The organism is Candidatus Filomicrobium marinum, assembly GCF_000981545.1.
Taxonomy (GTDB): Bacteria; Pseudomonadota; Alphaproteobacteria; order Rhizobiales; family Hyphomicrobiaceae; genus Filomicrobium; species Filomicrobium insigne.
Genome location: NZ_LN829119.1, coordinates 2,527,619 through 2,550,256 on the forward strand (window position 1 = coordinate 2,527,619; position 22,638 = coordinate 2,550,256).

General features: G+C 58.2%; 19 protein-coding genes. 15 read left to right on the forward strand and 4 right to left on the reverse strand.

Annotated elements, in window-relative coordinates:
* Window positions 1–198: 198 nt before the first annotated feature.
* Window positions 199–1,923, forward strand: a complete 1,725-nt coding sequence (ilvD, locus tag YBN1229_RS11845; RefSeq protein ID WP_046479132.1) for a dihydroxy-acid dehydratase — start codon at window positions 199–201, stop codon at window positions 1,921–1,923.
* The gene (locus YBN1229_RS11850) at window positions 1,910–2,953 is read left to right on the forward strand and encodes a tetratricopeptide repeat protein (protein ID WP_052743899.1); all 1,044 of its coding nucleotides are present in this window, start codon (window positions 1,910–1,912) and stop codon (window positions 2,951–2,953) included. Before ilvD ends, YBN1229_RS11850 begins: the two co-directional genes overlap by 14 nt.
* Before the next feature lie 67 nt (window positions 2,954–3,020).
* Here YBN1229_RS11850 and xth read toward each other — a convergent pair whose 3' ends face one another.
* Window positions 3,021–3,803: an exodeoxyribonuclease III gene (xth, locus tag YBN1229_RS11855; RefSeq protein ID WP_046479131.1), complete on the reverse strand. Its 783-nt coding sequence runs from the start codon at window positions 3,801–3,803 to the stop codon at window positions 3,021–3,023.
* Between the two features lie 20 nt (window positions 3,804–3,823).
* Entirely contained in the window at window positions 3,824–4,165 is a 342-nt protein-coding gene (gene erpA / locus YBN1229_RS11860; RefSeq protein WP_046479130.1) for an iron-sulfur cluster insertion protein ErpA, read from the reverse strand.
* Between the two features lie 124 nt (window positions 4,166–4,289).
* Between erpA and YBN1229_RS11865 the strand changes: the two genes are divergently transcribed.
* The 13 genes from YBN1229_RS11865 to YBN1229_RS11930 all read left to right on the forward strand — a co-directional run bounded on the left by YBN1229_RS11865 (window position 4,290) and on the right by YBN1229_RS11930 (window position 19,038).
* Window positions 4,290–5,531: a deoxyguanosinetriphosphate triphosphohydrolase gene (locus YBN1229_RS11865; RefSeq protein WP_046479129.1), complete on the forward strand. Its 1,242-nt coding sequence runs from the start codon at window positions 4,290–4,292 to the stop codon at window positions 5,529–5,531.
* A gap of 82 nt (window positions 5,532–5,613) precedes the next feature.
* Window positions 5,614–7,371 carry an arginine--tRNA ligase gene (argS, locus tag YBN1229_RS11870; protein ID WP_046479128.1) on the forward strand — a complete coding sequence of 586 codons (1,758 nt, stop codon included), beginning with the start codon at window positions 5,614–5,616 and terminating at the stop codon, window positions 7,369–7,371.
* Window positions 7,372–7,427: 56 nt separating this feature from the next.
* Window positions 7,428–9,308: an SPOR domain-containing protein gene (locus tag YBN1229_RS11880; RefSeq protein ID WP_082101118.1), complete on the forward strand. Its 1,881-nt coding sequence runs from the start codon at window positions 7,428–7,430 to the stop codon at window positions 9,306–9,308.
* Window positions 9,309–9,321: 13 nt separating this feature from the next.
* Window positions 9,322–10,350 (forward strand): beta-N-acetylhexosaminidase, encoded by a 1,029-nt coding sequence (gene nagZ / locus YBN1229_RS11885; protein WP_046479125.1) that lies wholly within the window; start codon window positions 9,322–9,324, stop codon window positions 10,348–10,350.
* Window positions 10,351–10,417: 67 nt separating this feature from the next.
* Window positions 10,418–11,236: a segregation and condensation protein A gene (locus YBN1229_RS11890; RefSeq protein WP_046479124.1), complete on the forward strand. Its 819-nt coding sequence runs from the start codon at window positions 10,418–10,420 to the stop codon at window positions 11,234–11,236.
* A gap of 36 nt (window positions 11,237–11,272) precedes the next feature.
* Window positions 11,273–12,097: an SMC-Scp complex subunit ScpB gene (scpB, locus tag YBN1229_RS11895; protein WP_082101119.1), complete on the forward strand. Its 825-nt coding sequence runs from the start codon at window positions 11,273–11,275 to the stop codon at window positions 12,095–12,097.
* Window positions 12,098–12,213: 116 nt separating this feature from the next.
* A complete protein-coding gene (locus YBN1229_RS11900; RefSeq protein WP_244464938.1) occupies window positions 12,214–13,380 on the forward strand; it encodes an ABC transporter ATP-binding protein in 1,167 nt (388 codons plus the stop codon).
* Window positions 13,381–13,496: 116 nt separating this feature from the next.
* Window positions 13,497–13,733 carry a twin-arginine translocase TatA/TatE family subunit gene (locus YBN1229_RS11905; RefSeq protein ID WP_046479123.1) on the forward strand — a complete coding sequence of 79 codons (237 nt, stop codon included), beginning with the start codon at window positions 13,497–13,499 and terminating at the stop codon, window positions 13,731–13,733.
* Window positions 13,734–13,819: 86 nt separating this feature from the next.
* Window positions 13,820–14,296, forward strand: a complete 477-nt coding sequence (gene tatB / locus YBN1229_RS11910; RefSeq protein WP_052743900.1) for a Sec-independent protein translocase protein TatB — start codon at window positions 13,820–13,822, stop codon at window positions 14,294–14,296.
* Window positions 14,293–15,105 (forward strand): twin-arginine translocase subunit TatC, encoded by an 813-nt coding sequence (gene tatC, locus YBN1229_RS11915; protein WP_046479122.1) that lies wholly within the window; start codon window positions 14,293–14,295, stop codon window positions 15,103–15,105. The genes tatB and tatC overlap by 4 nt, the downstream gene beginning before the upstream one ends.
* A gap of 108 nt (window positions 15,106–15,213) precedes the next feature.
* Complete coding sequence (gene serS, locus YBN1229_RS11920; RefSeq protein ID WP_046479121.1) at window positions 15,214–16,494, forward strand: serine--tRNA ligase; 1,281 nt, start codon at window positions 15,214–15,216, stop codon at window positions 16,492–16,494.
* Window positions 16,495–16,513: 19 nt separating this feature from the next.
* On the forward strand, window positions 16,514–17,305 hold the full coding sequence (gene surE, locus YBN1229_RS11925) for a 5'/3'-nucleotidase SurE (protein WP_046479120.1): 792 nt from the start codon (window positions 16,514–16,516) through the stop codon (window positions 17,303–17,305).
* Between the two features lie 293 nt (window positions 17,306–17,598).
* On the forward strand, window positions 17,599–19,038 hold the full coding sequence (locus YBN1229_RS11930) for a peptidoglycan DD-metalloendopeptidase family protein (RefSeq protein WP_046479119.1): 1,440 nt from the start codon (window positions 17,599–17,601) through the stop codon (window positions 19,036–19,038).
* 328 nt (window positions 19,039–19,366) lie between these two features.
* Here YBN1229_RS11930 and YBN1229_RS11935 read toward each other — a convergent pair whose 3' ends face one another.
* Entirely contained in the window at window positions 19,367–21,331 is a 1,965-nt protein-coding gene (locus YBN1229_RS11935) for a L,D-transpeptidase family protein (RefSeq protein ID WP_052743901.1), read from the reverse strand.
* 139 nt (window positions 21,332–21,470) lie between these two features.
* The gene (locus tag YBN1229_RS11940) at window positions 21,471–22,367 is read right to left on the reverse strand and encodes an ATP-binding protein (protein ID WP_046479118.1); all 897 of its coding nucleotides are present in this window, start codon (window positions 22,365–22,367) and stop codon (window positions 21,471–21,473) included.
* Between the last annotated feature and the right edge of the window lie 271 nt (window positions 22,368–22,638).

Here is a 22,638-nt window from a genome sequence, read left to right on the forward strand (position 1 = left end):
CAAACCCCGATCAATGTCCACCACGGTTGAACAGTCGCAGAGTGGGCGGGGTCTAAGGCGTTCGACGCGAGCGGGTTTGCGGGCCCGGCGTCAGCCTTATCCATTGTCGGGTCGGAATGATCCACGGGGGTGCGCAATGTGGCCCCGGGGCGTTTTGCTTCCTCTCACTGCGCGTATTTGAAGGTTAAAGGGAGAGAGATGAGCGCCAAGAAGTTCGACAAGGCGAAATTGCCCAGCAGACACGTGACCGAAGGGCCGACGCGCGCGCCGCATCGCTCTTATTATTACGCGATGGGTCTGACGGAAGAGCAGATTCATAATCCGTTTGTCGGCGTCGTCAGCTGCTGGAACGAAGCAGCGCCTTGCAACATCTCTCTCATGCGCCAAGCCCAGTCGGTGAAGACCGGGGTTGATGAAGGTGGCGGAACGCCGCGCGAATTCTGCACGATCACCGTCACAGACGGCATCGCGATGGGCCATCAGGGGATGAAGTCCTCGCTTGTGTCCCGTGAGGTGATTGCGGACTCAATCGAATTGACGATGCGCGGCCACTGCTACGACGCCATGGTCGGCATTGCCGGCTGCGATAAATCGCTGCCGGGCATCATGATGGCGATGCTTCGCCTCAACGTCCCATCTGTCTTCATGTACGGCGGCTCAATCCTTCCCGGCACCTATAAGGGCAAGGACGTCACCGTTGTCGACGTGTTCGAGGGCGTTGGCATGCACTCGGCGGGCCGGATGTCGGATTCCGATTTGCATGAACTGGAATGCGTTGCTTGCCCCTCCGCAGGCTCGTGCGGCGGACAGTTCACGGCCAATACGATGGCCTGTGTGTCCGAAGCTATAGGTTTGGCGCTGCCCGGCTCGGCCGGCGCGCCCGCGCCATATGAAAGCCGTGACGCATATGCTGCCGAGAGCGGCCGTGCCGTTATGCGTCTCGTTGCTGATGGGCTCCGCCCGCGAGACATCTGCACGCGTGAAGCATTCGAGAACGCGGCTGTCATCGTCGCTGCGACGGGTGGTTCCACCAACGCCGCATTGCATCTTCCAGCCATGGCGCACGAGGCAGGAATTGATCTCGATATCTTCGAAGTAGCAGAGATCTTTAAGCGTACGCCGTACATCGCCGACCTCAAGCCCGGCGGCAAATACGTTGCGAAGGACGTCTACGATATCGGCGGCGTACCGCAGATCCTGAAAGCGCTGTTGGAGGGCGGTTATCTCCACGGTGACTGTATGACGGTCAGCGGTAAAACGATGGCGCAGAATCTCGAAAACGTGAAATTCAATACGGAACAAAAGGTTGTCTACCCGGTTTCAAATCCCATATCGCCGACTGGCGGTGTTGTGGGACTGCGCGGCACGTTGGCTCCCGATGGAGCAATCGTGAAGGTGGCCGGCATGAAGAAGCTGACCTTCCGTGGACCTGCGCGTGTGTTCGACTGTGAAGAGGATGCATTCGAAGCCGTCGATCGCCGTGAATACAACGAGGGCGACGTCTTCATCATCCGCTATGAGGGACCGAAGGGTGGGCCCGGTATGCGTGAAATGCTCTCGACGACAGCGGCTCTCTATGGACAAGGCGTAGGCGACAAAGTCGCTCTCATCACAGATGGCCGGTTCTCTGGCGCGACCCGTGGTTTCTGCATCGGGCACGTTGGGCCTGAGGCGGCCGTAGGTGGTCCCATTGGGCTCGTCCGCAATGGTGACATGATTTCGATCGATGCCGACAAGGGCACGCTCGACCTCGAAGTTTCCGAAGCTGAACTCGAAGCTCGTCGGGCGCAATGGCAGGAACCTGCCAACGCCTATCAGAGCGGTGTGTTGAGGAAGTACGCAAATCAGGTTGGGCCCGCGCGGTACGGTGCGGTCACCCACGCTGGTGGAAAGGCGGAAGTTCACTGCTATGCGGACATATAAGCGCAAGAATGGGTTGATTGCCGCAGCCTGTTTGGCGGCTGTGACGATGGCGGGTCCGGTGACGGGCCACGCTGCCGTACCGCAGTTCGTGTCGGCGGAAGAAGCGCTGCGCCAAGGTGTCAGCGCTTACAACGGCGGCTATTACGAAATCGCGATTCCTGCGTTGGAGCACGCGGCAGCTAAGGACCTGTTCCTCGCGCAATACTATCTCGCGCGACTTTACGCTGACAATAACAGTGCGCATACGGATCATGCTAAGGCGTACATGCTCTATCAGAAGATTGCGAACGAGTATGCCGACGCCGATCCCGATGATGATACCCGCGCACCTTATGTCGCCCGTGCCCTGACTGCGCTTGCCGGATACGTTCGGCTTGGTCTCCCCGAAATCGGACTGCGAGCAGACCCGGCGCTGGCCGCTGAATATCTCAATCACGCGGCTCTGTTCTTCAATGATGAAGACGCGCAATTCGAGTTGGCAAAGCTGCAGTTGCATGGTGACGGCGTCGCACCAGACATTGCACGCGCCAAGCATCTGCTGGCAATCATAGCCCAGAAAGGGCATGCCGGAGCGCAGGCGTTCCTGGCTGATCTCTACTGGCGCGGCAAGTTCATGCCTAACGATCCGGTACGCGCTTTGGCGCTGATTTCGGTTGCCGTAAAGAATGCCCCGCCGCAAGATCGCGTCTGGATCGAGGACACATATCAGAACATCTATTGTGGCGCTTCGAAGGGGGTCCGCAGTCAAGTGACTGGCATGGTCGCTGAGTGGGACACGCGTTATGGCCGCAAGCCCGAAGTCCGCGACCAGAGTTCCTTGGGCTTGCTGGACCAGAGCCCAGAGCGCACATGTTCTAACGGCGAAGTCGTGCCATTGCGATTGGACCAGCAAGCGCCGGGATCCTCCAATCAAATCGAAGCTTCAAGTCGCCCGAGCAGCACATCGTCGACCCGCTTTATGACGGGAACGACAGCACCTGGGACGGGTGAGTTCCGCAACGTCGGTGCGTCGACAGAAGGCGGTCGCTAACGCAGGCCTCAGTTTTTTTATCGTTGATTTTCGGACCGGCCACACGATTGACGGCAGCCGACCCTCCTTATATCGTCAATTCGACCCACACAGGGACATGGTCCGAAGGCTTTTCCCAGCCGCGCGTTTCACGGTCGATTCCGGCCGAATCTAGTCGATCTGCCGCCTGCGGTGACAGCAGAATATGATCGATGCGAATGCCATCGTTCTTTTGCCAGGCTCCAGCCTGATAGTCCCAAAACGTATACTGATCAGGTCCCGGTGCCGTTGCGCGGACAGCGTCGTAATATCCGAGGTTGATCAGCCTGCGAAAAGCCGTCCGGCTTTCGGGCTGAAAAAGCGCATCATTGGTCCAGGCCTGAGGTCTCTTCGCATCCTCCGACGTCGGAATAACGTTGTAATCGCCCGCAACGGCAACGGGCATCTCTTCTGCCAGTAAAGCCTTCATGCGCGCTTCCAGTCGCATCATCCAGGAAAGCTTGTAAGAGAACTTCTCCGACCCGATGGGGTTGCCGTTTGGCAGGTAGAGCGACACGACGCGAACCGCTCCGTTCGCTGTAGAAACCGTTGCTTCGAGATAGCGGGCCTGCACATCATCATCATCGCCCGGCAGTCCGATCATGACGTCTTCGACACTGGATTTGGAGAGGATGGCAACGCCATTGAAGCCCTTCTGGCCATGCGTTGTGACCTGATAGCCAAGATCCTGAAACGGCTCAGCGGGAAAGTTGGAGTCGATACTCTTTATTTCCTGCAGGCAGACGACGTCCGGGTTCGCTTCACGCAACCAGGTCAAAGTTGTTTCGATCCGGGCTTTGACCCCGTTGATGTTCCAAGTCGCGATTTTCATGCAATGGCGCCGATCGGAGGTCAGATCGAAAAGCTTGTGCCGCAGCCGCAGGAAGCGGTTGCGTTGGGGTTCCTGATCTGGAACGAGGCGCCGATCAATTCGTCGACGAAGTCGATTTCGGAGCCGACCAAAAAGCCAAGAGAGACGGGATCAATTAAGACTGTCGCGCCATCCCGCTCTAGTACGGTATCGTCATCTTCGCGTTGCGCCACGAGATCGAATTTGTACTGAAAGCCTGAACAGCCGCCACCATCGACGCTGACACGCAGCATCGAGTTGTCCTTTTCGGTAGCAACAATTTCCGCAATGCGCTTGGCGGCGCGTTCGGTGACGGTGACTTTATGATCCATCGCATCCATCATTAATGGCGGTCTTCCGAGAGGTTTGCCAACAAGGCTTGCTCTCGTATAGGGGACTCGCTCATGAAGATAGGGCGCCGCGCCACCCTGTCAAACGGCAAGCGGCCTAATGAGAAAGACGCGCTTCATGACAATCGGCCGGCGCCAATTAGATTCATCGCCCGATAGGGACGATTACGGCGAAACACTGCCGCCCGGAGCGCGCAGTATGGCGGATTATGCGGCTAGCAGCGTTCCCAGTCGCGGTCGCGAGCATGCTGAACAGGAGTGTACAACACGTAGTCCTTTTCAGCGCGACCGTGACCGCATTCTGCATTCGACGCCCTTCCGCCGTCTTACATATAAGACGCAGGTCTTCGTTTTTCACGAGGGTGACCACTATCGTACGCGCCTGACACATAGTTTGGAAGTCGCACAGATTGCCCGCACCGTGGCCCGGCAGCTTCGGCTTGATGAGGACCTGGCCGAGGCCCTGGCGCTGGCCCATGACCTTGGACATTCCCCTTTCGGACATGCCGGTGAGCGCGCTCTGGACCATGCCATGACCGACTACGGCGGCTTTGACCATAACGCTCAGTCACTGCGTGTCGTTATGCGCCTGGAACGCAAATATCTGGGGTTTGACGGCCTCAATCTCACCTGGGAGACGTTGGAAGGCTTGGCTAAGCATAATGGGCCCGTCGCCCACGGACCCGACCACCCGGTTGCGAAGGTGCTGCGGGTGCTGGAGCGCTGGCGGAGCCTTGAATTGGATCAGTATGCAAGCGCCGAAGCTCAGGTAGCTGCACTCTCCGATGATATCGCTTACGTCAACCACGACATCGATGATGCCCTGCGTGCGGGGCTTCTCTCTATCGCCGATATTGCCGAGGCCCCTCTCGCCGGAGAAGTGGCGCGCAATGTGCAGACCACGATCCGAGAACATGATGATCCCCGCGTCATTTACGAAATCACGCGCAGGATGATCACAATCATGATTAGTGACTGCGTTGACCACTCCCGGCAATGCCTTAGAGCGCTGGCACCGCGCTCACCAGACGACATCCGGCGAGCAACGATGTCCGTCGTTGCGTTTTCTCCCGAATTGGAAGCTCAGATAAAGGATCTCAAGCGCTTCATGTTCGACCGCGTTTACCGCCACCCGCGGGTGATGCGGGTGATGACGCGGGCGGAAACCATCGTTTGCGACCTATTTCAGCGCTATCTGAATGAACCCGATGAATTACCAGAGGCATGGCGGTCCGCCGCGCAGGGCCTGAGTGACCGGCGCTATGCGCGCCTCGTCGGTGATTTTGTATCAGGAATGACCGACCGCTTGGCCATCGCCGAGCATCGGCGGTTGTTTGACGCCACGCCGGAATTGCGATAGCCGGGCATGCCGGTTGCTGCTGCGCGAGCTTTCGCGTTTGCGGGCGCCGTTTCTAACTTCTTAAATTGAGGTCTCACACCGCATGAACGTGTTCGAACACGTTGAAGGGCTGATCCGCGCCGCGCTGGAAGCCATGAAAGCCGACGGCGAACTGCCGTCCGATTTGGAAGTGTCGGCAATCGAGGCTGAAACGCCGCGCGATCCGTCACACGGGGACTTCGCGACCAACGCAGCCATGGTCCTGGCAAAAAAAGCCCGGCAGAAACCGCGCGACATCGCCGAGAAGCTAAAAGCCCGACTTGAGGCCGACCCTGACATTGAGGGGGCGGAAGTTGCCGGGCCGGGCTTCCTGAACATCAGGTTCAAGGCGTCGTTCTGGCAGCGCTTGGTCGGCGCCATTCTTGCTGAAGGTGAGACCTACGGCCGCCTGCCTATCGGCAAGGGCACGAAGATCAACGTCGAATATGTCTCCGCCAACCCCACAGGGCCAATGCATGTCGGCCATTGTCGTGGCGCAGTGTTCGGTGATGCCCTCGCCAATCTTTTGGCATTTGCGGGCTATGACGTGACGCGTGAGTACTACGTCAACGATGCCGGGAATCAGGTGGACGTCCTCGCGCGCTCGGCTTTCCTGCGTTATCGGGAAGCGCTGGGCGAGGACATCGGCGAAATTCCGGAAGGGTTGTACCCCGGCGATTATCTCAAGCCGGTAGGAGAGGCACTGGCCAAAAAGCATGGCCGCGAACTGCTTCAAGCGAACGAAGACTGGCTACCCGTCGTACGCCAGACCGCCATCGAAATGATGATGGCGATGATCCGAGAGGATCTGGCCGCACTCAACATTCGTCACGACGTCTTCTTCTCGGAGGCCTCCCTCATCCAGGACGGCACGGACCAGGTAGCCGCGGCTATAGACCTCTTAAAGCAGAAGGGGTTGATCTATGAGGGCCGGCTCCCGAAGCCGAAAGGACACGACGATGACGAGTGGGAAGATCGTGAGCAGATCTTGTTCCGCTCTACGGAGTTTGGCGATGACGTTGACCGGGCCTTGGTAAAATCTGACGGCGGATACACGTATTTCGCGTCCGACATCGCCTACCATTACAACAAACTGCAGCGCGGCTTCGAACAGCTGATCAACGTCTTCGGTGCGGATCACATCGGCTATATATCGCGCATGAAGGCTACTGTTGCGGCCCTGTCCGACCGCAAAGCGAGCCTGGACATAAAGATCTGCCAGCTCGTTAAACTATTTCGCGCGGGCGAGCCTGTCCGGATGTCAAAGCGTGCCGGCACTTTCGTAACGCTGCGTGATGTCGTCGATGAAGTGGGCCGTGACCCTGTTCGCTTCATGATGCTTTACAGGAAGAACGACGCGCCCCTGGACTTCGACTTTGCCAAGGTGACGGAGCAGTCAAAAGACAATCCGGTGTTCTACGTTCAGTACGCGCATGCTCGTATCGCGTCGGTTTTCCGCAACGCTACACAGGCTTTCCCCAGCTTGAGCACGTCAAATGAAGCTTTAGCGGCGGCCGACCTGTCCAAGCTGACAGATCCTGGGGAAATTCAATTGGTTAAGCTGCTCGGAAGCTTCCCTCGGGTCATTTCGGGCGCGGTCGCTGCCCACGAGCCGCATCGCCTTGCCTTTTACCTCTATGATTTGGCGCAAGCCCTTCATTCTCAATACAATCGTGGCAATGATTCGCCACATTTGCGCTTTATCGACAGCAACGACATGGGCGTAACCGCAGCTCGGCTCGCCATCATATCAGCCACTCGGCAGGTAATATCCTCTGGACTGGGTGTGCTCGGTGTCGAGGCCCCGAACGCAATGCGTTAGACTCACGATTCGTAAAGAGGGTTTAGCGCAGGCGGTTAGAAAGAGGGTTACCCGAGATGGCACGTTCAGATGGATATGGTACGCGCCCCGGCCATCCGGCTCCGCAACAGCAACATGGTCACCCGTTGGACCAGTCCGCAGCGCCGCAACATGGTCAGCAAAACAGCGGTTGGCCGAATGGCCAGGACTATGGTGGGCAGTACCCGCAGGACCCCTATTGGCAGCAGCCTGTTCCGCCGCAAGGTCGGTATGAACCCGTCGCCCCTGGCGGATACGGCCAACCAATCGAGCCAGTGCCGCCTCCTGATCCGCGATATCCCTCAGCCCCCCAGCACAATCCGTATGGGGGCGGCCAAGATGGCTATCACTACCCGCAAGCGCCGGGCTTCGAGCCTTACGACTCCGCATCGCAGCCAAGCCTAGGGATTCCAAATCAAGGAAATCCCGGAGCGGGATATGGCGCGCCACCGGAGTTCCCGTCCTACCCTGAGCCGGCGCTTGGTGGGTATGCGCCGCCATATGAACCTCAGCAGTATCAGCCTACGCGCGAACCCCATCTCGATCCGGGACGGGGCTACCCCGCTGCGGGGGATATGCACGGTCAATTCCAAGATTATCTGCAACCGACCGCGCCTTCTATGCCGGAAGAACCTGTTGTGCCGGGATATCCCGATTTGGGCTCGCGCAATGCGTTCGATACTGAGCGCCCAGGACTACGCGGTTCGGAATTCGAGGATTGGCCTCGCAACGAAGAGCAGGGCAATCACGATTTTGGCGGCTACGATCCGTCGTCCCAATTCACTCCGGCAGCTGCCGCGCACGGTGAGTATGCCGATGGTGGTTGGGGACAGCAGGAGGCTGGTAGCAACTTTGCCCTCGATTCTGGCCCGATCTTCGCCAGCGCTGGCTACGATGCGACGCAGGATTTAGCGCTGCATGCGGAGTATGACGACGAAGAAGAATATGAAGACGACGAACCGGCAGAGCGCCCGCGCTCTCGCATCGGTTGGATCGTAATGGCGTTGGTCGGTACCGTGATGATCGGCGGCGCTATGGCCTATGGCTACAAGATTGTCGTTGGCCCGAGTGCGACGCAAGTCGCAAGCACACCTGTCGTAAAGGGGGCGTCCCAGCCACCCAAGGTGCGTCCTGAAGACCCGGGCGGACGCAGCTTCGATCACACTGATTCGAAAATTCTCGGCCGTCTGAGCGAGCCGCGTAACTCCGGTGCTGCCGACGATGGCTCGCGCCGTGTTTCGACAGTGATGATCGGCCGCAACGGCGACATCGTTACCCCGCGCTCCGCACCAACTCCTTCGGAGACACCGCCGAACAACCCCGTTGTGGCAGTCCCCGGTTTGACGCTGGTCGATGGGTTTGGCGGGGCTGCAACGCGCCCGCCAGTTACTCCGACTGCGGCCACCAATACGCCTCAGCAACCGATTGTCGTACAGCCGCCGGCTTCTACCGGGCCTCGCTCTCCGGCACGCCCTGTCGTAATTACACGCGATCAGGGAACGTCGGGTTCGTCGAGCGCTGCGCCTCCACCTGCAGCAAAGCCGGCCGATACGTCTGAGCGTGTCACGAGTGCGCGCGTCGCCGCTGCAGCGCCGAAGAATACCGCACCTGTCACAACGGCTTCGACCGGTCCGAGTACTTCAGCAGCAGCATCTGCCGGGTACGTTGCTGTTCTGGCTTCCGTTCCGGTCTCTACGACAAGTCGAGTGGATGCTCTGGCTCAATACGCAGACCTGCAGCAGAATTACTCGAGTGTCCTAGGGTCGCGTACGCCGGACGTCCGTGAGGCAAACCTCGGCTCTCGGGGACGCTATCATCGCTTGATGGTTGGGCCGCCGGGTTCCAAGGAAAGCGCCGCGCAGCTCTGCAGCCAGCTTAAGGTCGCCGGATATTCCGGTTGCTGGATTACGACGTACTAGTCGCGCACCCCACATGCGTCACGCATTCATCACCGGGCTTGCGGGGCCCGAACTTGGTCCGGATGAAGCGCTTTTTCTGCGCGAAACAGAGCCGGTTGGCATCATCCTATTCGCGCGGAACTGCGTCTCCCATGAGCAGATCCGGCGACTTGTCAACGATGCGCTGCAAGCCATCGGTAGCGATGAGGTTCTCACACTCATCGATCAGGAAGGCGGGCGCGTACAGCGTCTGCGACCACCGCTTGGCCGCGCGCTTCCACCCGGACGTGCCTATCTCACGGCGGCAGGTGGCGATGTCGCGCCGGCAGCAAAATCCGCAGAACTCGTCTACAGGCTTTTGGCCGACGATCTTCGAGCGCTCGGGCTCAATACTGATTGCGCGCCAGTCCTTGATGTCCCCGTCATGGGATCCCACAACATTATTGGCGATCGCGCTTATGCAACAGCAGCGGCACCGGTGGCCGAATTGGGGCTCTCAGTTGCGAAGGGGCTCGCCGCTGGCGGCGTTTTGCCCGTAATCAAACACATACCTGGCCACGGACGCGCCGTGTGCGATAGCCATATCGAGCTACCCACGGTTGATGCGTCCGCCGACGAATTAGCGGCCAGTGACTTTGCGCCGTTCAAAGCGGCTGCCCACCTGCCCGCAGCGATGACGGCGCATGTCGTTTATTCTAGCATCGATCCAGACGAGCCTGCGACAACGTCTAGCAAAGTCATTTCTGAAGTTATCCGTGGGGCGATCGGCTTCGACGGCCTACTGATGAGCGACGACGTGTCCATGCAGGCCCTGACAGGATCTCTGCGCTCTCGGGCGGAACGCGCACTGGCAGCGGGCTGCGACGTGGCGTTGCATTGCAACGGCCGCCTCGACGAGATGCAATTGGTTGCCAGCGGTGTTCCGTCTTTGGACGGGGAGGCGGCCCGGCGATTTGACGTGGCGTGGCGGACAACGACCGCCGTAGAACCCTATGATAAGGCCGAGGCCGAAGCTGCCTTAGCGCAGATCCTGGATCAAGGCTCCGCAGCTGAATCGGTATAAACTGCAAGAGCCGCAAACAAGACCACTGCGCGCAAACCCTGAAATCAGGACGTAAAGAACCATCGCTATGGACGATGATGACAAAGGCCCGACTGTTGAGACTTCCGATTGGAACAGCCCGATAGAACAGGCTGTGGCCGGCGACGAGGAGGCCCTTGTTGTCGACGTCGCGGGGTTTGAGGGACCGCTCGACCTGTTGTTGGCATTGGCGCGCACGCAGAAGGTCGACATTTCCAAAATTTCGATCCTGTCGCTCGCCGAGCAGTATCTCACGTTCATTGCTGAAGCACGGCGGCTGCGTCTTGAGCTCGCTGGCGACTATCTCGTGATGGCGGCGTGGCTGGCGTATCTTAAGTCCAGATTGTTGCTGCCGCGCGAGGATACGCCGGACGATCAGATAAGCGCCGAAGAGATGGCACAACGGCTGGCATTCCGCCTTATGCGGCTTGAAGCGATGCGCAAGGCGGCGGCGGAGCTTATGACGCGGCCGCGCCTCGGCCGCGACGTCTTTGCGCGCGGGATGCCTGAAACGATCAAGGCTGTGCGGGAAACGGCGTGGACGGCGGATCTATATGAGCTGCTTAAGGCCTACGCTATACAACGGCAGCGGACCGTCAAGGTCGTGCACCGGGTTGCGGCGCGGAAGGTCTGGTCCATCAAGGATGCGCGTCGCCGTCTGGAAAGACTCGTCGGCGATACGACAGGCGTCTGGGTTCAGCTTGATAGTTTCATCGCTGAGTATTTGCCTCTCGACGAGGAGGAACGAACTGTGCGTGCCAGCTCTTTCGGTGCGACCCTGGAGATGGCTCGTGAAGGACTTGTCGAACTACGTCAGGAAGCGCCCTTCGCTGCAATTTTTATGCGTCGACGCGATCCTGCCGCCTGAGGCGGCAACGTTGCGCGACGCTGTGAAAGGTGACGGATGAATCCTTTTAACAGGCCTCCTGCCAACGGGCCGAAGCTGACATTGGTGCCAACGGGACCTGAGGCTTCGCAGCCCGACGATACCCAGGCGACGCACACAGATAATGTCGCGACGTTGCCTCTGGCCGATCAGAACAACAAGTTGCGCATCGTTGAAGCCTTATTGTTTCAGGCTACCGCGCCAATGGCAGAAGCGCAGCTTGCGGAACACTTAGAAGCAGATGCTGATGTCGCTGGCATCTTGAGGGAACTGCAGGCGTTTTACGCTAATCGAGGTATCAACCTCGTACGCATATCGGGCAAATGGGCTTTTCGGACAGCGACCGACTTGTCGTATCTCTTGGAGCGCCACTCTGTTACCGAGCGGCGGCTATCGAAAGCAGCACTCGAGACGTTGGCGATTGTTGCCTATCACCAGCCCGTCACGCGGGCTGAGATTGAAGATGTCCGGGGTGTCTCGACATCGGCAGGCACACTCGACATCCTGCTGGAAACAGGATGGATACGGCCGCGGGGACGCCGTCGTGCTCCCGGGCGCCCCGTAACCTATGGGACGACCGAGCGGTTTTTGGAGCACTTCAACCTTGATAGCATAAGGGATTTACCGGGCCTTTCCGAGTTGAAAGGTGCCGGGCTCCTGGACTCATCACTGCCGACGGGCTTCAACATGCCCGAACCCAAGGACGTGGCCGCGTTGATGCCGGATGAATTACCATTGGATGCCGAAGACGAGGAGCCCGAAGAGCAAAGCGAAATGGATCTACCTATTCGCGATGCGGAGGAGCCGGATTCTACCGACGAATCCGGTGCTTCCACGGTTTAACCCAGAAGTCGTAACGGCCATCACGATTGCACAAATCATCATAGCCCTTATATGCTCGTTTCTTGAGCGGACAAATCAACATAGCCGAGGACAGAGCAGAGCATGGGGCGTACACGGTGCGGCTGAATGAATGGATACCGCGCTGGTCTGGGGCGTCAGCCACCGCAGAAGCGCCGGCTGCGAGTTCGCGTGGGCGGGCGGCCGCATCCTTCGCAGCACGTGTGACATTCGAAGACGTTTCTCGCCGCTATGGCGACATCTATGCGCTGCGGGATTTTAACCTCGACATTGCTCCAGGCGAGGTTGTTTGCTTGTTGGGGCCATCGGGCTGCGGAAAGACAACGCTGCTGCGCATTACGTCTGGAATCGAGAAACCGTCTGCAGGCCGCTTGCTAATCAACGACCGGGAAGTCGCCGGTCCAGATCGCTTCGAACCGCCAGAGCGCCGAAACGTCGGTTTGATGTTCCAAGACTTCGCGCTCTTCCCACATTTGACGATCCTAGACAATGTCGCGTTCGGTCTGAGAGCCCTGCCGCGGGAAGAGGCACATCGCGAGGCCATGGCGATCCTGGCACGCGTCGGCCTCGAGCGATATGCGAGCAGCTATCCGCACATCCTATCGGGCGGCCAGCAACAGCGCGTGGCTCTTGCCCGTGCCATTGTCCCTCGTCCGTCTGTCATGCTGATGGACGAGCCGTTCTCCGGCCTTGATGTACAACTTCGTGAAACAATGCAGGAGGAAACCCTGGCCTTGTTACGCGAAACGCGCTCCACATCGATCATCGTGACGCATCACCCCGAGGAAGCCATGCGGCTGGGTGATCGCATCGCCGTCATGCGTGCGGGGCGCGTCGTTCAGGTCGGTAAAGCTGAGGATATGTACAGCCGCCCATCCGAGCTGTTCATCGCGCGCATGTTCTCGGAAATTAATGAAGTCCCCCAGACGGTGACGGGCGGCGAAATCGCGAGCCCTATCGGACGCATCCCCGCATTGGGCATGTCAGAGGGCACCAAAGCGACGTTGTGTATCCGCCAGCGCGGCATTGAATTAAGGTCTGCGGGCGAAGGCCTGGCTGGCCGTATTTTGCACGTTCGCTTTCTCGGAGACATCATACTTGTTGAAATTGGCGTGAGCGGCTTCGATGTGCCGCTGCACGCGCGCCTTCCAGCGGGCAATGGAAGTTGGCACAAAGGCGCAGAAGTGGGCGTCTCGATTGATCCGGAAGGCGTGCTTGTTTTCCCCTCGAACGGCAGCAATAATGGAACATTGCCAGCGAGTTAGTCGGTTTGTGATGGATGAACCGCCACTTGCTTGCTCGCTCGCAACCTTTCTGCGATAGTCTCCCTTCGAGTAATCCAACATAACGCGACGACAACCGTCGCAGGAGCTAGCAACCTATGGGTGCAACTAGCATTTGGCACTGGGTCATCCTACTTTTGATCGTGGTGCTATTATTTGGCCGCGGCAAGATCTCGGAAGTAATGGGCGACGTCGCCAAGGGTATAAAGAGCTTTAAGAAGGGCATGGCGGACGAAGAAGATACCGCCAAGGCTAAGTCCGACGCTCCTAAGACCATCGATCACGCCTCGACCGTGTCTGAGAAGTCTGAGACGCAGAGCACCAAGGTCGGTTAATGGGCCGCGCGCGGAGAAGGGCGTAACCGGTAGCTATCTGAGCTGCCGGGACGCTTTGACACCGCGGTCTGGCGAGTACGCATTCCATGTTCGACATTGGTTGGAGCGAGCTGCTGATCCTGGGCATCATCACCCTGCTTTTTGTGGGGCCTAAAGAGTTGCCCGTTTTTCTGCGCACCATCGGACGCTTTACAAGCGTCGTCCGCAAACAGGCGGCCGAATTCCGCGCCCAGTTTGACGAGGCGATGCGAGACACCGAACTGGACCAGATCCGCAAGGATGTGGCGGGGCTACGCGATGAAGTCTCCAGCACGGTGCGGCAGGCGAAGAGTTCCGTCGAAAGCGAGTTGGCGGAAGCTACCCGAGAGGCGGATATCGTAGCCAAAAGCGCGCAGACCCCCGCCCTTCCGAAGGCAGGGTCGACAGAGGCGGCGAGCGCGGTGCAGACTGAAACCGTGGACGCACCTCAGAAGGCACCGGAAGCGGTGGCTGAGCCAGTTCCTGTTGCTGTGCCTGCCGGCACAGCCGTACCGACCCAGCAAGAAGAGAAGAGCCGATTATGAGTGTCGAGGACACCGGCACCCGGGACGGCCAGGAAGAAATCAACGCATCGAAGGCGCCGCTGCTCGAACATTTGATTGAGCTACGCACCCGGTTGATCTACGCGGTCGGCGCCTTTTTTGTCATGTTCCTGCTGTGCTTTACGGTTTCCAAGCAGATCTACAATATTTTGCTCTGGCCGTTTGTGAGCGTTGTCGGCGCCGGCAACGCTAAAACAATCTATACGCACCTGCTCGAAAAGTTTTTTGTCGACATCAAAGTCGCCATGTTCGGCGCCGCCTTTCTGTCGTTCCCGGTCGTCGCGTGGCAAGTCTACAAATTTGTTGCGCCCGGTCTCTACAAGAACGAGCGAGCGGCTTTCCGTCCCTACTTGATCGCTACGCCGCTTCTGTTCTTGCTCGGCGCCTCGATCGTTTATTTCATCGCGATGCCGCTTCTGGTGCGCTTCTCCGTTGGTTTCGAACAGCTGGGCGATGCCACCCATGCCGAAATCGCGCTGCTTCCGAAGGTCAGCGAGTACCTGTCTCTGGTCATGACGTTGATCATGGGGTTCGGGATTTGCTTTCAGCTTCCCGTCGTACTGACGCTGCTGGCACGTGCTGGCGTTGTGGATTCCAAAGCACTGGAAGCTGCGCGGCGGTATGCGTTCGTCGGCATTTTTGCTGCAGCAGCGATCTTGACCCCACCGGACGCTATTTCAATGATCATAATGGCCTTGCCTACGTGCCTTCTCTATGAAGCTTCGATCATCGCCGTCCGGCATGTCGAGAAAAAGCAAAAGGCAGAGGCGAAGTCTGAATCGTCATCCTGACGCGGCTTGATGCTGCTGCGATTGCCGGTCCGGAGTACGCCGCTGGACCGGCAGCTCTACCCGTTTTATAGCTCGCCCTACTTTCCGAACGATACTACGAGGCCTCACGTGTTCGATATCAAGTGGATTCGCGAAAATCCCGACGCCTTTGATGCAGGCTTAAAAAAGCGCGGTCTGGAGTCCGCAGCTGGCAAGCTCATCGAAATTGATGAGGCGCGACGCAGCCATCTGACAGCTCTTCAAGACGCGCAAAGCCGCCGAAACGCAGCCTCCAAAGAGATCGGCAAGGCAATGGCTGCCAAGGATCAGGCGGCGGCCGACAAACTCAAGGCTGAAGTCGCGGATTTGAAGGAGCGCATCCAGACCGGCGAGGAGAAAGCGCGCGAGCTCGAGATGCAGCTTAATGAGGTGCTCTCGGCCATCCCCAACCTGCCGCTCGACGATGTGCCACTCGGAGCCGATGAGAACGACAACGTTGAAGTGCGCCGTTGGGGCGAACCTCCGAAATTTGATTTTGAGCCCAAACAGCATTTTGAGGTGGGGGAATCCCTCGGCCTTATGGATTTCGAAACAGCGGCAAAGATCTCTGGCGCACGTTTTGTTGTGCTGAAGGGAGCGTTGTCGCGGCTCGAACGCGCGATCGCGTCCTTCATGATCGATCTGCATACCGGCGAGAACGGTTACACGGAATACAATCCGCCTCTGCTGGTGAAGGATGCGGCTGCGTATGGTACCGGCAACTTGCCCAAGTTCGCCGAAGACTTATTCCGTACGACGGAAGGTTTCTGGCTCATTCCAACAGCGGAAGTTTCGCTGACCAACATGGTCCGCGATGAAATCATACCGGCAGATCAACTGCCGATGCGTTGTACGGCATGGACACCGTGCTTCCGCTCGGAAGCGGGTTCAGCCGGCCGGGATACGCGCGGAATGATCCGTCAGCACCAATTCTCTAAGGTCGAATTGGTCTCCATCACGACGCCGGAAGCATCACTTGATGAGCATGAGCGCATGACGGCAAGCGCCGAAAAGGTGCTGCAGCGTCTCGAACTCCCGTATCGCACCATGTTGCTGTGCACAGGGGATGTGGGCTTTGCGTCGCGTAAAACCTACGACATTGAGGTGTGGCTGCCAGGTCAGAATGCCTACCGTGAGATTTCAAGCTGCTCCGTGTGTGGTGACTTCCAGGCGCGCCGTATGAATGCGCGTTACCGTGCCGGAGATAAGGACGTACGCTTTGTCCATACGCTCAACGGTTCCGGGCTCGCCGTAGGTCGCACGATGGTCGCGATCCTTGAAAACTTCCAGCAGGCCGATGGGACTGTCATCGTCCCGAAGGAGTTGCGTCCCTATATGGGAGGAATGGAACGGATCGAACCGGCCGCCTGATGCGGCTGCATGAGGTGATATGCGCATACTTGTAACCAACGACGACGGCATCAATGCTCAGGGGCTCACGGTCCTGGAGGAGATCGCACATGAGCTGTCCGATGATGTCTGGGTTGTCGCTCCTGAGACAAATCAGTCTGGCTCGGCACACTCCCTGACGATCCATGAGCCATTGCGATGCCGCGAGGTTGCCGAGCGCAAATTTGCCATCCGCGGGACACCCACGGACTGCGTCATTATGGGTGTGCGCCATATCCTCCTGAACACTCCGCCGGACTTAGTCCTGTCGGGAGTGAACCATGGTTCGAATCTCGCGGAAGACGTGACGTACTCCGGCACTGTTGCCGGCGCCATGGAAGGCGCGATGCTCGGTATCCCCTCGATCGCCATGAGCCTTACATGCGGCTTCGACAAGAACGGTGACATCCATTGGGACACTCCGCGCTCCCATGGCCCGGAACTCATCAGAAGGCTGCTGAAGAACCAGCTGCCTGCGGGCGTCTTGATCAATGTTAATTACCCCGATCTCCCGCCGGATGAGGTTTCCGGCATGATGATCACGACCCAGGGACATCGAGATCAAAACCTACTCAACATCGACGAGCGGCTTGATCCTTGGGGGCGGTCTTATTTCTGGTTTGGCTTTGAGCGGCGTCTCTCTCACCCCGTCGAGGGAAGTGATTTGTGGGCGATCGCCAATGGATTGATTTCCGTCACGCCGTTGCATGCCGATTTGACCCATGCGGCCGCGCATGCGGCGCTCACGGGAATTTTCTCGGATACGCGTAGCAAACCTCGCAAACTCGGCTGAATTATTTTTGTCGGGGGAACATCCCCCGACACACGTACCAAGACGCAGAGTAGTCACGCATTTGACAAATCCGCGTCGCACGCACGCCAAGTCCCCCTCACAATCAAATCGTATGTCTGACGATCAGACGTGCCGATATCTTGCACCCCGGCTTCGCTGTGGCGGCGAAGTTGGTCGCAGCCGAGCCGGCACAAGCGCGAATCGAGGCGGTTTATTAAGCGGGACCAGCCAAGCGTTAATCGCTCGTTAACTGATTAAGGGTTAACAAATAGGCTGGTATAGAGGTGCGTATCATGAATGAGTTGCTATATTTGCGAGCCGGCCGACGCCACATTCTCCGCGTCGTTACGCCGGTTGCCTTGGCATTGAGTGGCCCCCTTCTCGCAGGCTGCAGCGCCGACATTACCCGCTTCGACAGCCCCAGCTTCGCATTTAATGACAGTACCGGTTCTGTAGATCGGTCGTCTGGTTACGGTGCAACGAACCTGTCCGACCAGTCGCCGGGTGCCGATTACGGTCGTTCTTACACCGGGCCCGTAACGAGCACGGAACCGAACGTTCGCTCATCAAGATTGCCGGACGTCGCAGAGAACTCCGATAATAGCTACGGTAACCAGCGCTCTCCCTATTCCGGCGGCCGCAACAACAACTATGCCGACAGTGGATACCGCGCACCGTCTCCGCAACGCCAGTACGACTCCGGGCGTTCATCATCGGGCCAGACCATTGTCGTTCAATCCGGCGATACGCTTTATGGGCTTTCGCGGCGTCACGGTGTTGAACTTGCGGAGTTGATGTCCGTTAATGGATTGACCAGTTCGCAGCTGCATCCAGGCCAGCGTTTGACATTACCCGGCGGACCCGGCGGCGCATCAGCTGCACCGCGCTCCTATAATTCGCCATCACAAACGGCGTCAGTTCAACAGCCATCAACCTACAGTGCTCCGACGACGACACGGACCGCAACGCAGTCCGATTGGGGTGGGAGCTATACGGTTGTGTCCGGCGACTCCCTTTACAATATCGCACGTCGCCACGGCACAACCACGAGAGAGCTACAGCGTCACAACGGTATCTCCGATCCGCGCCGCGTGATGCCTGGCACGGTTTTGAGGGTGCCTGGCTATGGTTCGGACACGTCGACGGTGGCGCAAACGCGTTCTGAGCCGCGGCCGCAGCGTGTCGCATCGCTCGACAACAACTACACGCGCACCGACGCGACACCTTCAGCGAGCCCAGCAGCACCATCGGCCAGTCAATCCAGGCAGGTAACGCAGCCGCGGGGGGTTCGCACGGTATCTATCGCGCCACCCACTCATACGCAGACCCAAAGCGCAGATACGAGTTCGTCTGCGAGTAAGCTGCGGTGGCCGGTGCGTGGTCGCGTGATCGATAACTTCGGGCCGCGTAGCGATGGAACTCACAACGATGGCGTGAACCTCGCCGTTCCTGCAGGTACGGACGTGCATGCGGCTGAAGAGGGCGTGGTCGCCTACGCTGGATCTGAGCTGCGTGGATATGGAAACCTGATTTTGCTGCGCCACAGCAATGGCTGGGTGACCGCGTACGCCCATAACGATGCGATGAATGTGAAGCGCGGCGATAAGGTCACGCGTGGCCAGGTTATCGCTAAGGCGGGCAAGACTGGCCAAGTCGACCAGCCACAGCTTCACTTTGAATTGCGTATGGGCTCAAAGCCGGTAGATCCGCTTCCGTACTTGGAAACGTTGTAGTCGCGGAAGCGAGCGGCTTCTAATACACAAAACGAACCTTTTTAAAAAGGGCTTGCGGCATGTGATGGCTGCGAGCCCTTTGCTTTTTTTGCAGTTTTCGGAAAACAGAACGAACCAAACAAAACACCCTCGAGGACAAGCAGGTTTTTGTCCGAGATCGGATCCGTGCGTTGCTGCTGATGCGTTCGCTCTGAGCAACCCAAAACCAAAAGCGTTCACGTCACCCAACTAAACGTGAAAACGAAAGACACCTCAAAAAAGTAAGCGCCCGATAGTGAAAGACACTATCGGGCGCTCATGTTGGGTTCAGGTCATCTGGATTGACGGATCAGTCGCTGTTAAAGCCGTGCTGATACGGATTAAGAGACCAAGTGTGAACGGACTTCTTTTTCTTTGGCTTCGCTCCTTGCGGTGGACCACCGTAAGAGGAGCCGGAGCTCGAGGAGAACAAGTAATAACCGCCACCGTAGCCGCCGCCATTATTATAACCTTGATAATCGTAGAACTCGTAATCCTCACGAGCCATGGCATAGGCGGCCCCCGACTTCGCAAGCTGTTCCATTTCACGCTTCTGCGCCCGGGCTGGGTCAGATGCAGCGATAGCTGATAGCGACTTCCCTTGGAGCGCTTGGGTTATCCGCTTGTCGTGACCATAGACGTCTTTCAACGTACTCAGAGTGCCGTCTTCCTCGGCAATCACCGTGAAGTAGACATTGTGAACCGGCACCGGGGTTGGCAGGTCGACGCGATGGTTTTCTTCGGCGCCCCGGCTCAACTGGGCGGCCACGTCATCACGCGACCAGCCAGCGGTTTCACGCAAGAGCAATTCAGCAAACTGCAGGGGGTCTCGTACGCGGATGCAACCATGGCTGAAGTTGCGCTTTGAGTTATCGAACAGGTGCTTGTCCGGCGTGTCGTGCATGTAGACCGCATGATGGTTGGGAAACATGAACTTCACCCGTCCGAGCGGATTGCTCGCACCGGCGCCCATCACAATCGGGATGGATCGAATGTCGGTTTTCGCCCAATTGTAGCGTGCCGGGCTGATTGGCCGACCTTCATGCTGAATACGCATGCCGCGGCGGGCCAAGACGTCGTAATCGCCGGAAGCTAAGCTTGGAAGCAGGCTCTTGATCTTGATCGAACTCGGGACGCCCCATTCTGGCTTGAAGATGACGTGAGACATCTTATCGGAGAAGACGGGCGTCTGAGTGCTCTCCTTACCGACGATGATCCGCTCGGAGAAAAGGACTTGGTCTCCACGTATCAGCTCGGTCGTATAGGCGGGCAAATTGTTCCAGATGCGCAACTCGCCAAGATCGCGCGGCAACCACCGCCATTTCTCCATGTTGACCAAGATCTGCTGTAGAGAAACCGTTTCCGTCTCCTCTGAATCGCCGTCCTTGGGATTGTTGAGCGCTTTACGTACCTTATCGTCGAATACCGTCTTCCGGCGCCAGCCTTGGGTTCGCATAAACTTCGTAACGGCGTCGACAAGTTCCTGATCATACAGGTCCTCATCTTCCGGATCGGCGGCCGGTACTTCGAGACGTTCACGTAATTGCGGAATTTGCTCATTCCGCTGGCCACGCGCTACCCGCTTACCGTAGCTGAATTTGATAGGTTCCGGTTCGGCCTCGGTGGGTTTCTCTTCAGCCGACGCGAAACGTTCTGGAAACTTGCGTTTCAGGTAGGCTTGACGGAGCAAAAGGAACTGCGGGTGCTGAGGTTGCTGCGCGACGAGAACCGTGGCCGGATCACTCGCCTCTTTCATGCCGCGCATGAGAGCGGCGGCGTCCACCGACACCTTCGCGCGCTCGTACCACAAACTCAATTCGGTGGGATCGAGCCGGCCACCCTGTGCCTGGACAGCGTAAGTCAGGGCCGCAAGGGTAATCTCAACCTCGGCGAGAGCCATCTCTTCCGAGGACTTTGCGATGCTGACAGGAATGTTGGCGGTGAACGCATTTGGGTCGAGCCCCCATTCATCGGCGCGCTTGAGTTCGGCTATAACGGACTTTCCAGCAGCTGTCAGCCCATCATAGCTGACCCATAGAGGTGCATCGAACTCGGTCGCATAAAGCGTGCCCAATTCATCGAGCCACCGGGTCATCGTCTCATCGGCGCGCGGCTTACGCTCTGTGATGTCACGCAGAATGGCGGTCTTAAGATCGTCCTGCTCACCGACCGTAACGTCTATCGCTGGATCAACGGAGCTGCTCTCGCGAGCATCTACCAAAGGGCTCCCCGCCACCAGAACCAGACTAGAAACGAACAAAACGGCCAGCCGCATGGGCCTCACCCTCCTCGTGAACCACCCCCGCTTTTTAACCTTTAAGTCAAAGCGGGCCTCTAATACGCAAACTCCGCTACAATAGTTGCGGTTTCGTGTTTTCCGATCCCATTTTCGGTCAAAAGTAATGAATTTATTGCTATTCGACGCGGGTATCCTTACCGAGGCGGCCTGCGAGATCCTGAATGAACTGCCATGCGACGCGGCCTGAGCGTCCTCCGCGGGTCATGCTCCACTCCAGCGCTTGGCGGCGCAATTCATTGTCTTCGATGCCGAGATCGAAGTATTTCGCGTACCCCCGGACCATGTCCAAATACTGGTCCTGCGAGCCATTATGGAAGCCGAGCCAAAGGCCGAAACGGTCCGAGAGGGAGACCTTCTCTTCCACCGCTTCAGAAGGATTGATTGCTGTAGAACGCTCATTTTCCATCATGTCGCGTGGCATGAGATGCCGGCGATTGGATGTGGCGTAAAAGATCACGTTCACCGGGCGGCCTTCGATGCCACCGTCGAGAACAGCCTTCAAAGACTTGTAGGACGTGTCATCGTGATCAAATGAGAGATCGTCGCAAAAGACGATAAAGCGGCAGTCAGCGGCGGCCTTCATATGGTGAAGGCAGCGAGGCAGCGTTGCGATGTCTTCCCGATGAATTTCGACAAGTTTGAGCGCGCCACTCGAAGTCCCACCATTGCTCTCAGCCTTCAGCCGCAGTCCGACCTCTGCGTGCGCCGCTTTCACGAGCGAGGACTTACCCATGCCGCGTGCGCCCCACAAAAGAGCGTTATTGGCCGGTAAGCCACGCGCAAATCGTTCAGTATTAGCGAGAAGCTCTTCCGCCGTGCGGTCGACACCCTTAAGCAGGGATAAGGGGACCCGGTTCACGTGTGCAACCGGCTGGAAACCTTCCGGCTCTGACTGCCAGACGAACGCATCTGCAGCATCGAAGTCGGGAGCCTTAGGTGGCGGAGGGCTCAATCGCTCCAACGCTGCCGCGATCCGCTCGAGGATAGCGGCGTCATCATTCAGCTTCGTCATAAGGCAAGTCCTTGAGAACGCAGGCGGACGCTTGCGGATCGCGACGCGTTCGCTGTGATTTTGTGGGCTTGATCGAGACATGCGCTAAGCCTTCCCAGTCCGTCAAGACCGCAGCCAGCGACACTTTAGAAGGGAGGAGGCCGCCTCGGCTCAGTGCGGGGCGGTTGCAAACGAGCCGCGCGCCTATATATTCGCGCTTCAACGACGACGACCGGGCGATCGTGCTTGACCCATAAGGGGCTTGCGGGAGGGCCACCGTCGGCTTGTCTGT

Excerpts from the sequence above, each read along its gene's own strand:
- erpA (WP_046479130.1), bottom strand. The coding sequence starts at position 4,165 with ATGATGGATGCGATGGATCATAAAGTCACCGTCACCGAACGCGCCGCC.
- YBN1229_RS11930 (WP_046479119.1), top strand. The coding sequence starts at position 17,599 with ATGAATGAGTTGCTATATTTGCGAGCCGGCCGACGCCACATTCTCCGC.
- argS (WP_046479128.1), top strand. The coding sequence starts at position 5,614 with ATGAACGTGTTCGAACACGTTGAAGGGCTGATCCGCGCCGCGCTGGAA.
- YBN1229_RS11935 (WP_052743901.1), bottom strand. The coding sequence starts at position 21,331 with ATGCGGCTGGCCGTTTTGTTCGTTTCTAGTCTGGTTCTGGTGGCGGGG.
- YBN1229_RS11865 (WP_046479129.1), top strand. The coding sequence starts at position 4,290 with ATGACAATCGGCCGGCGCCAATTAGATTCATCGCCCGATAGGGACGAT.
- xth (WP_046479131.1), bottom strand. The coding sequence starts at position 3,803 with ATGAAAATCGCGACTTGGAACATCAACGGGGTCAAAGCCCGGATCGAA.
- YBN1229_RS11905 (WP_046479123.1), top strand. The coding sequence starts at position 13,497 with ATGGGTGCAACTAGCATTTGGCACTGGGTCATCCTACTTTTGATCGTG.
- scpB (WP_082101119.1), top strand. The coding sequence starts at position 11,273 with ATGAATCCTTTTAACAGGCCTCCTGCCAACGGGCCGAAGCTGACATTG.
- YBN1229_RS11940 (WP_046479118.1), bottom strand. The coding sequence starts at position 22,367 with ATGACGAAGCTGAATGATGACGCCGCTATCCTCGAGCGGATCGCGGCA.
- tatB (WP_052743900.1), top strand. The coding sequence starts at position 13,820 with ATGTTCGACATTGGTTGGAGCGAGCTGCTGATCCTGGGCATCATCACC.
- tatC (WP_046479122.1), top strand. The coding sequence starts at position 14,293 with ATGAGTGTCGAGGACACCGGCACCCGGGACGGCCAGGAAGAAATCAAC.
- YBN1229_RS11880 (WP_082101118.1), top strand. The coding sequence starts at position 7,428 with ATGGCACGTTCAGATGGATATGGTACGCGCCCCGGCCATCCGGCTCCG.
- nagZ (WP_046479125.1), top strand. The coding sequence starts at position 9,322 with ATGCGTCACGCATTCATCACCGGGCTTGCGGGGCCCGAACTTGGTCCG.
- YBN1229_RS11850 (WP_052743899.1), top strand. The coding sequence starts at position 1,910 with ATGCGGACATATAAGCGCAAGAATGGGTTGATTGCCGCAGCCTGTTTG.
- YBN1229_RS11890 (WP_046479124.1), top strand. The coding sequence starts at position 10,418 with ATGGACGATGATGACAAAGGCCCGACTGTTGAGACTTCCGATTGGAAC.
- ilvD (WP_046479132.1), top strand. The coding sequence starts at position 199 with ATGAGCGCCAAGAAGTTCGACAAGGCGAAATTGCCCAGCAGACACGTG.
- surE (WP_046479120.1), top strand. The coding sequence starts at position 16,514 with ATGCGCATACTTGTAACCAACGACGACGGCATCAATGCTCAGGGGCTC.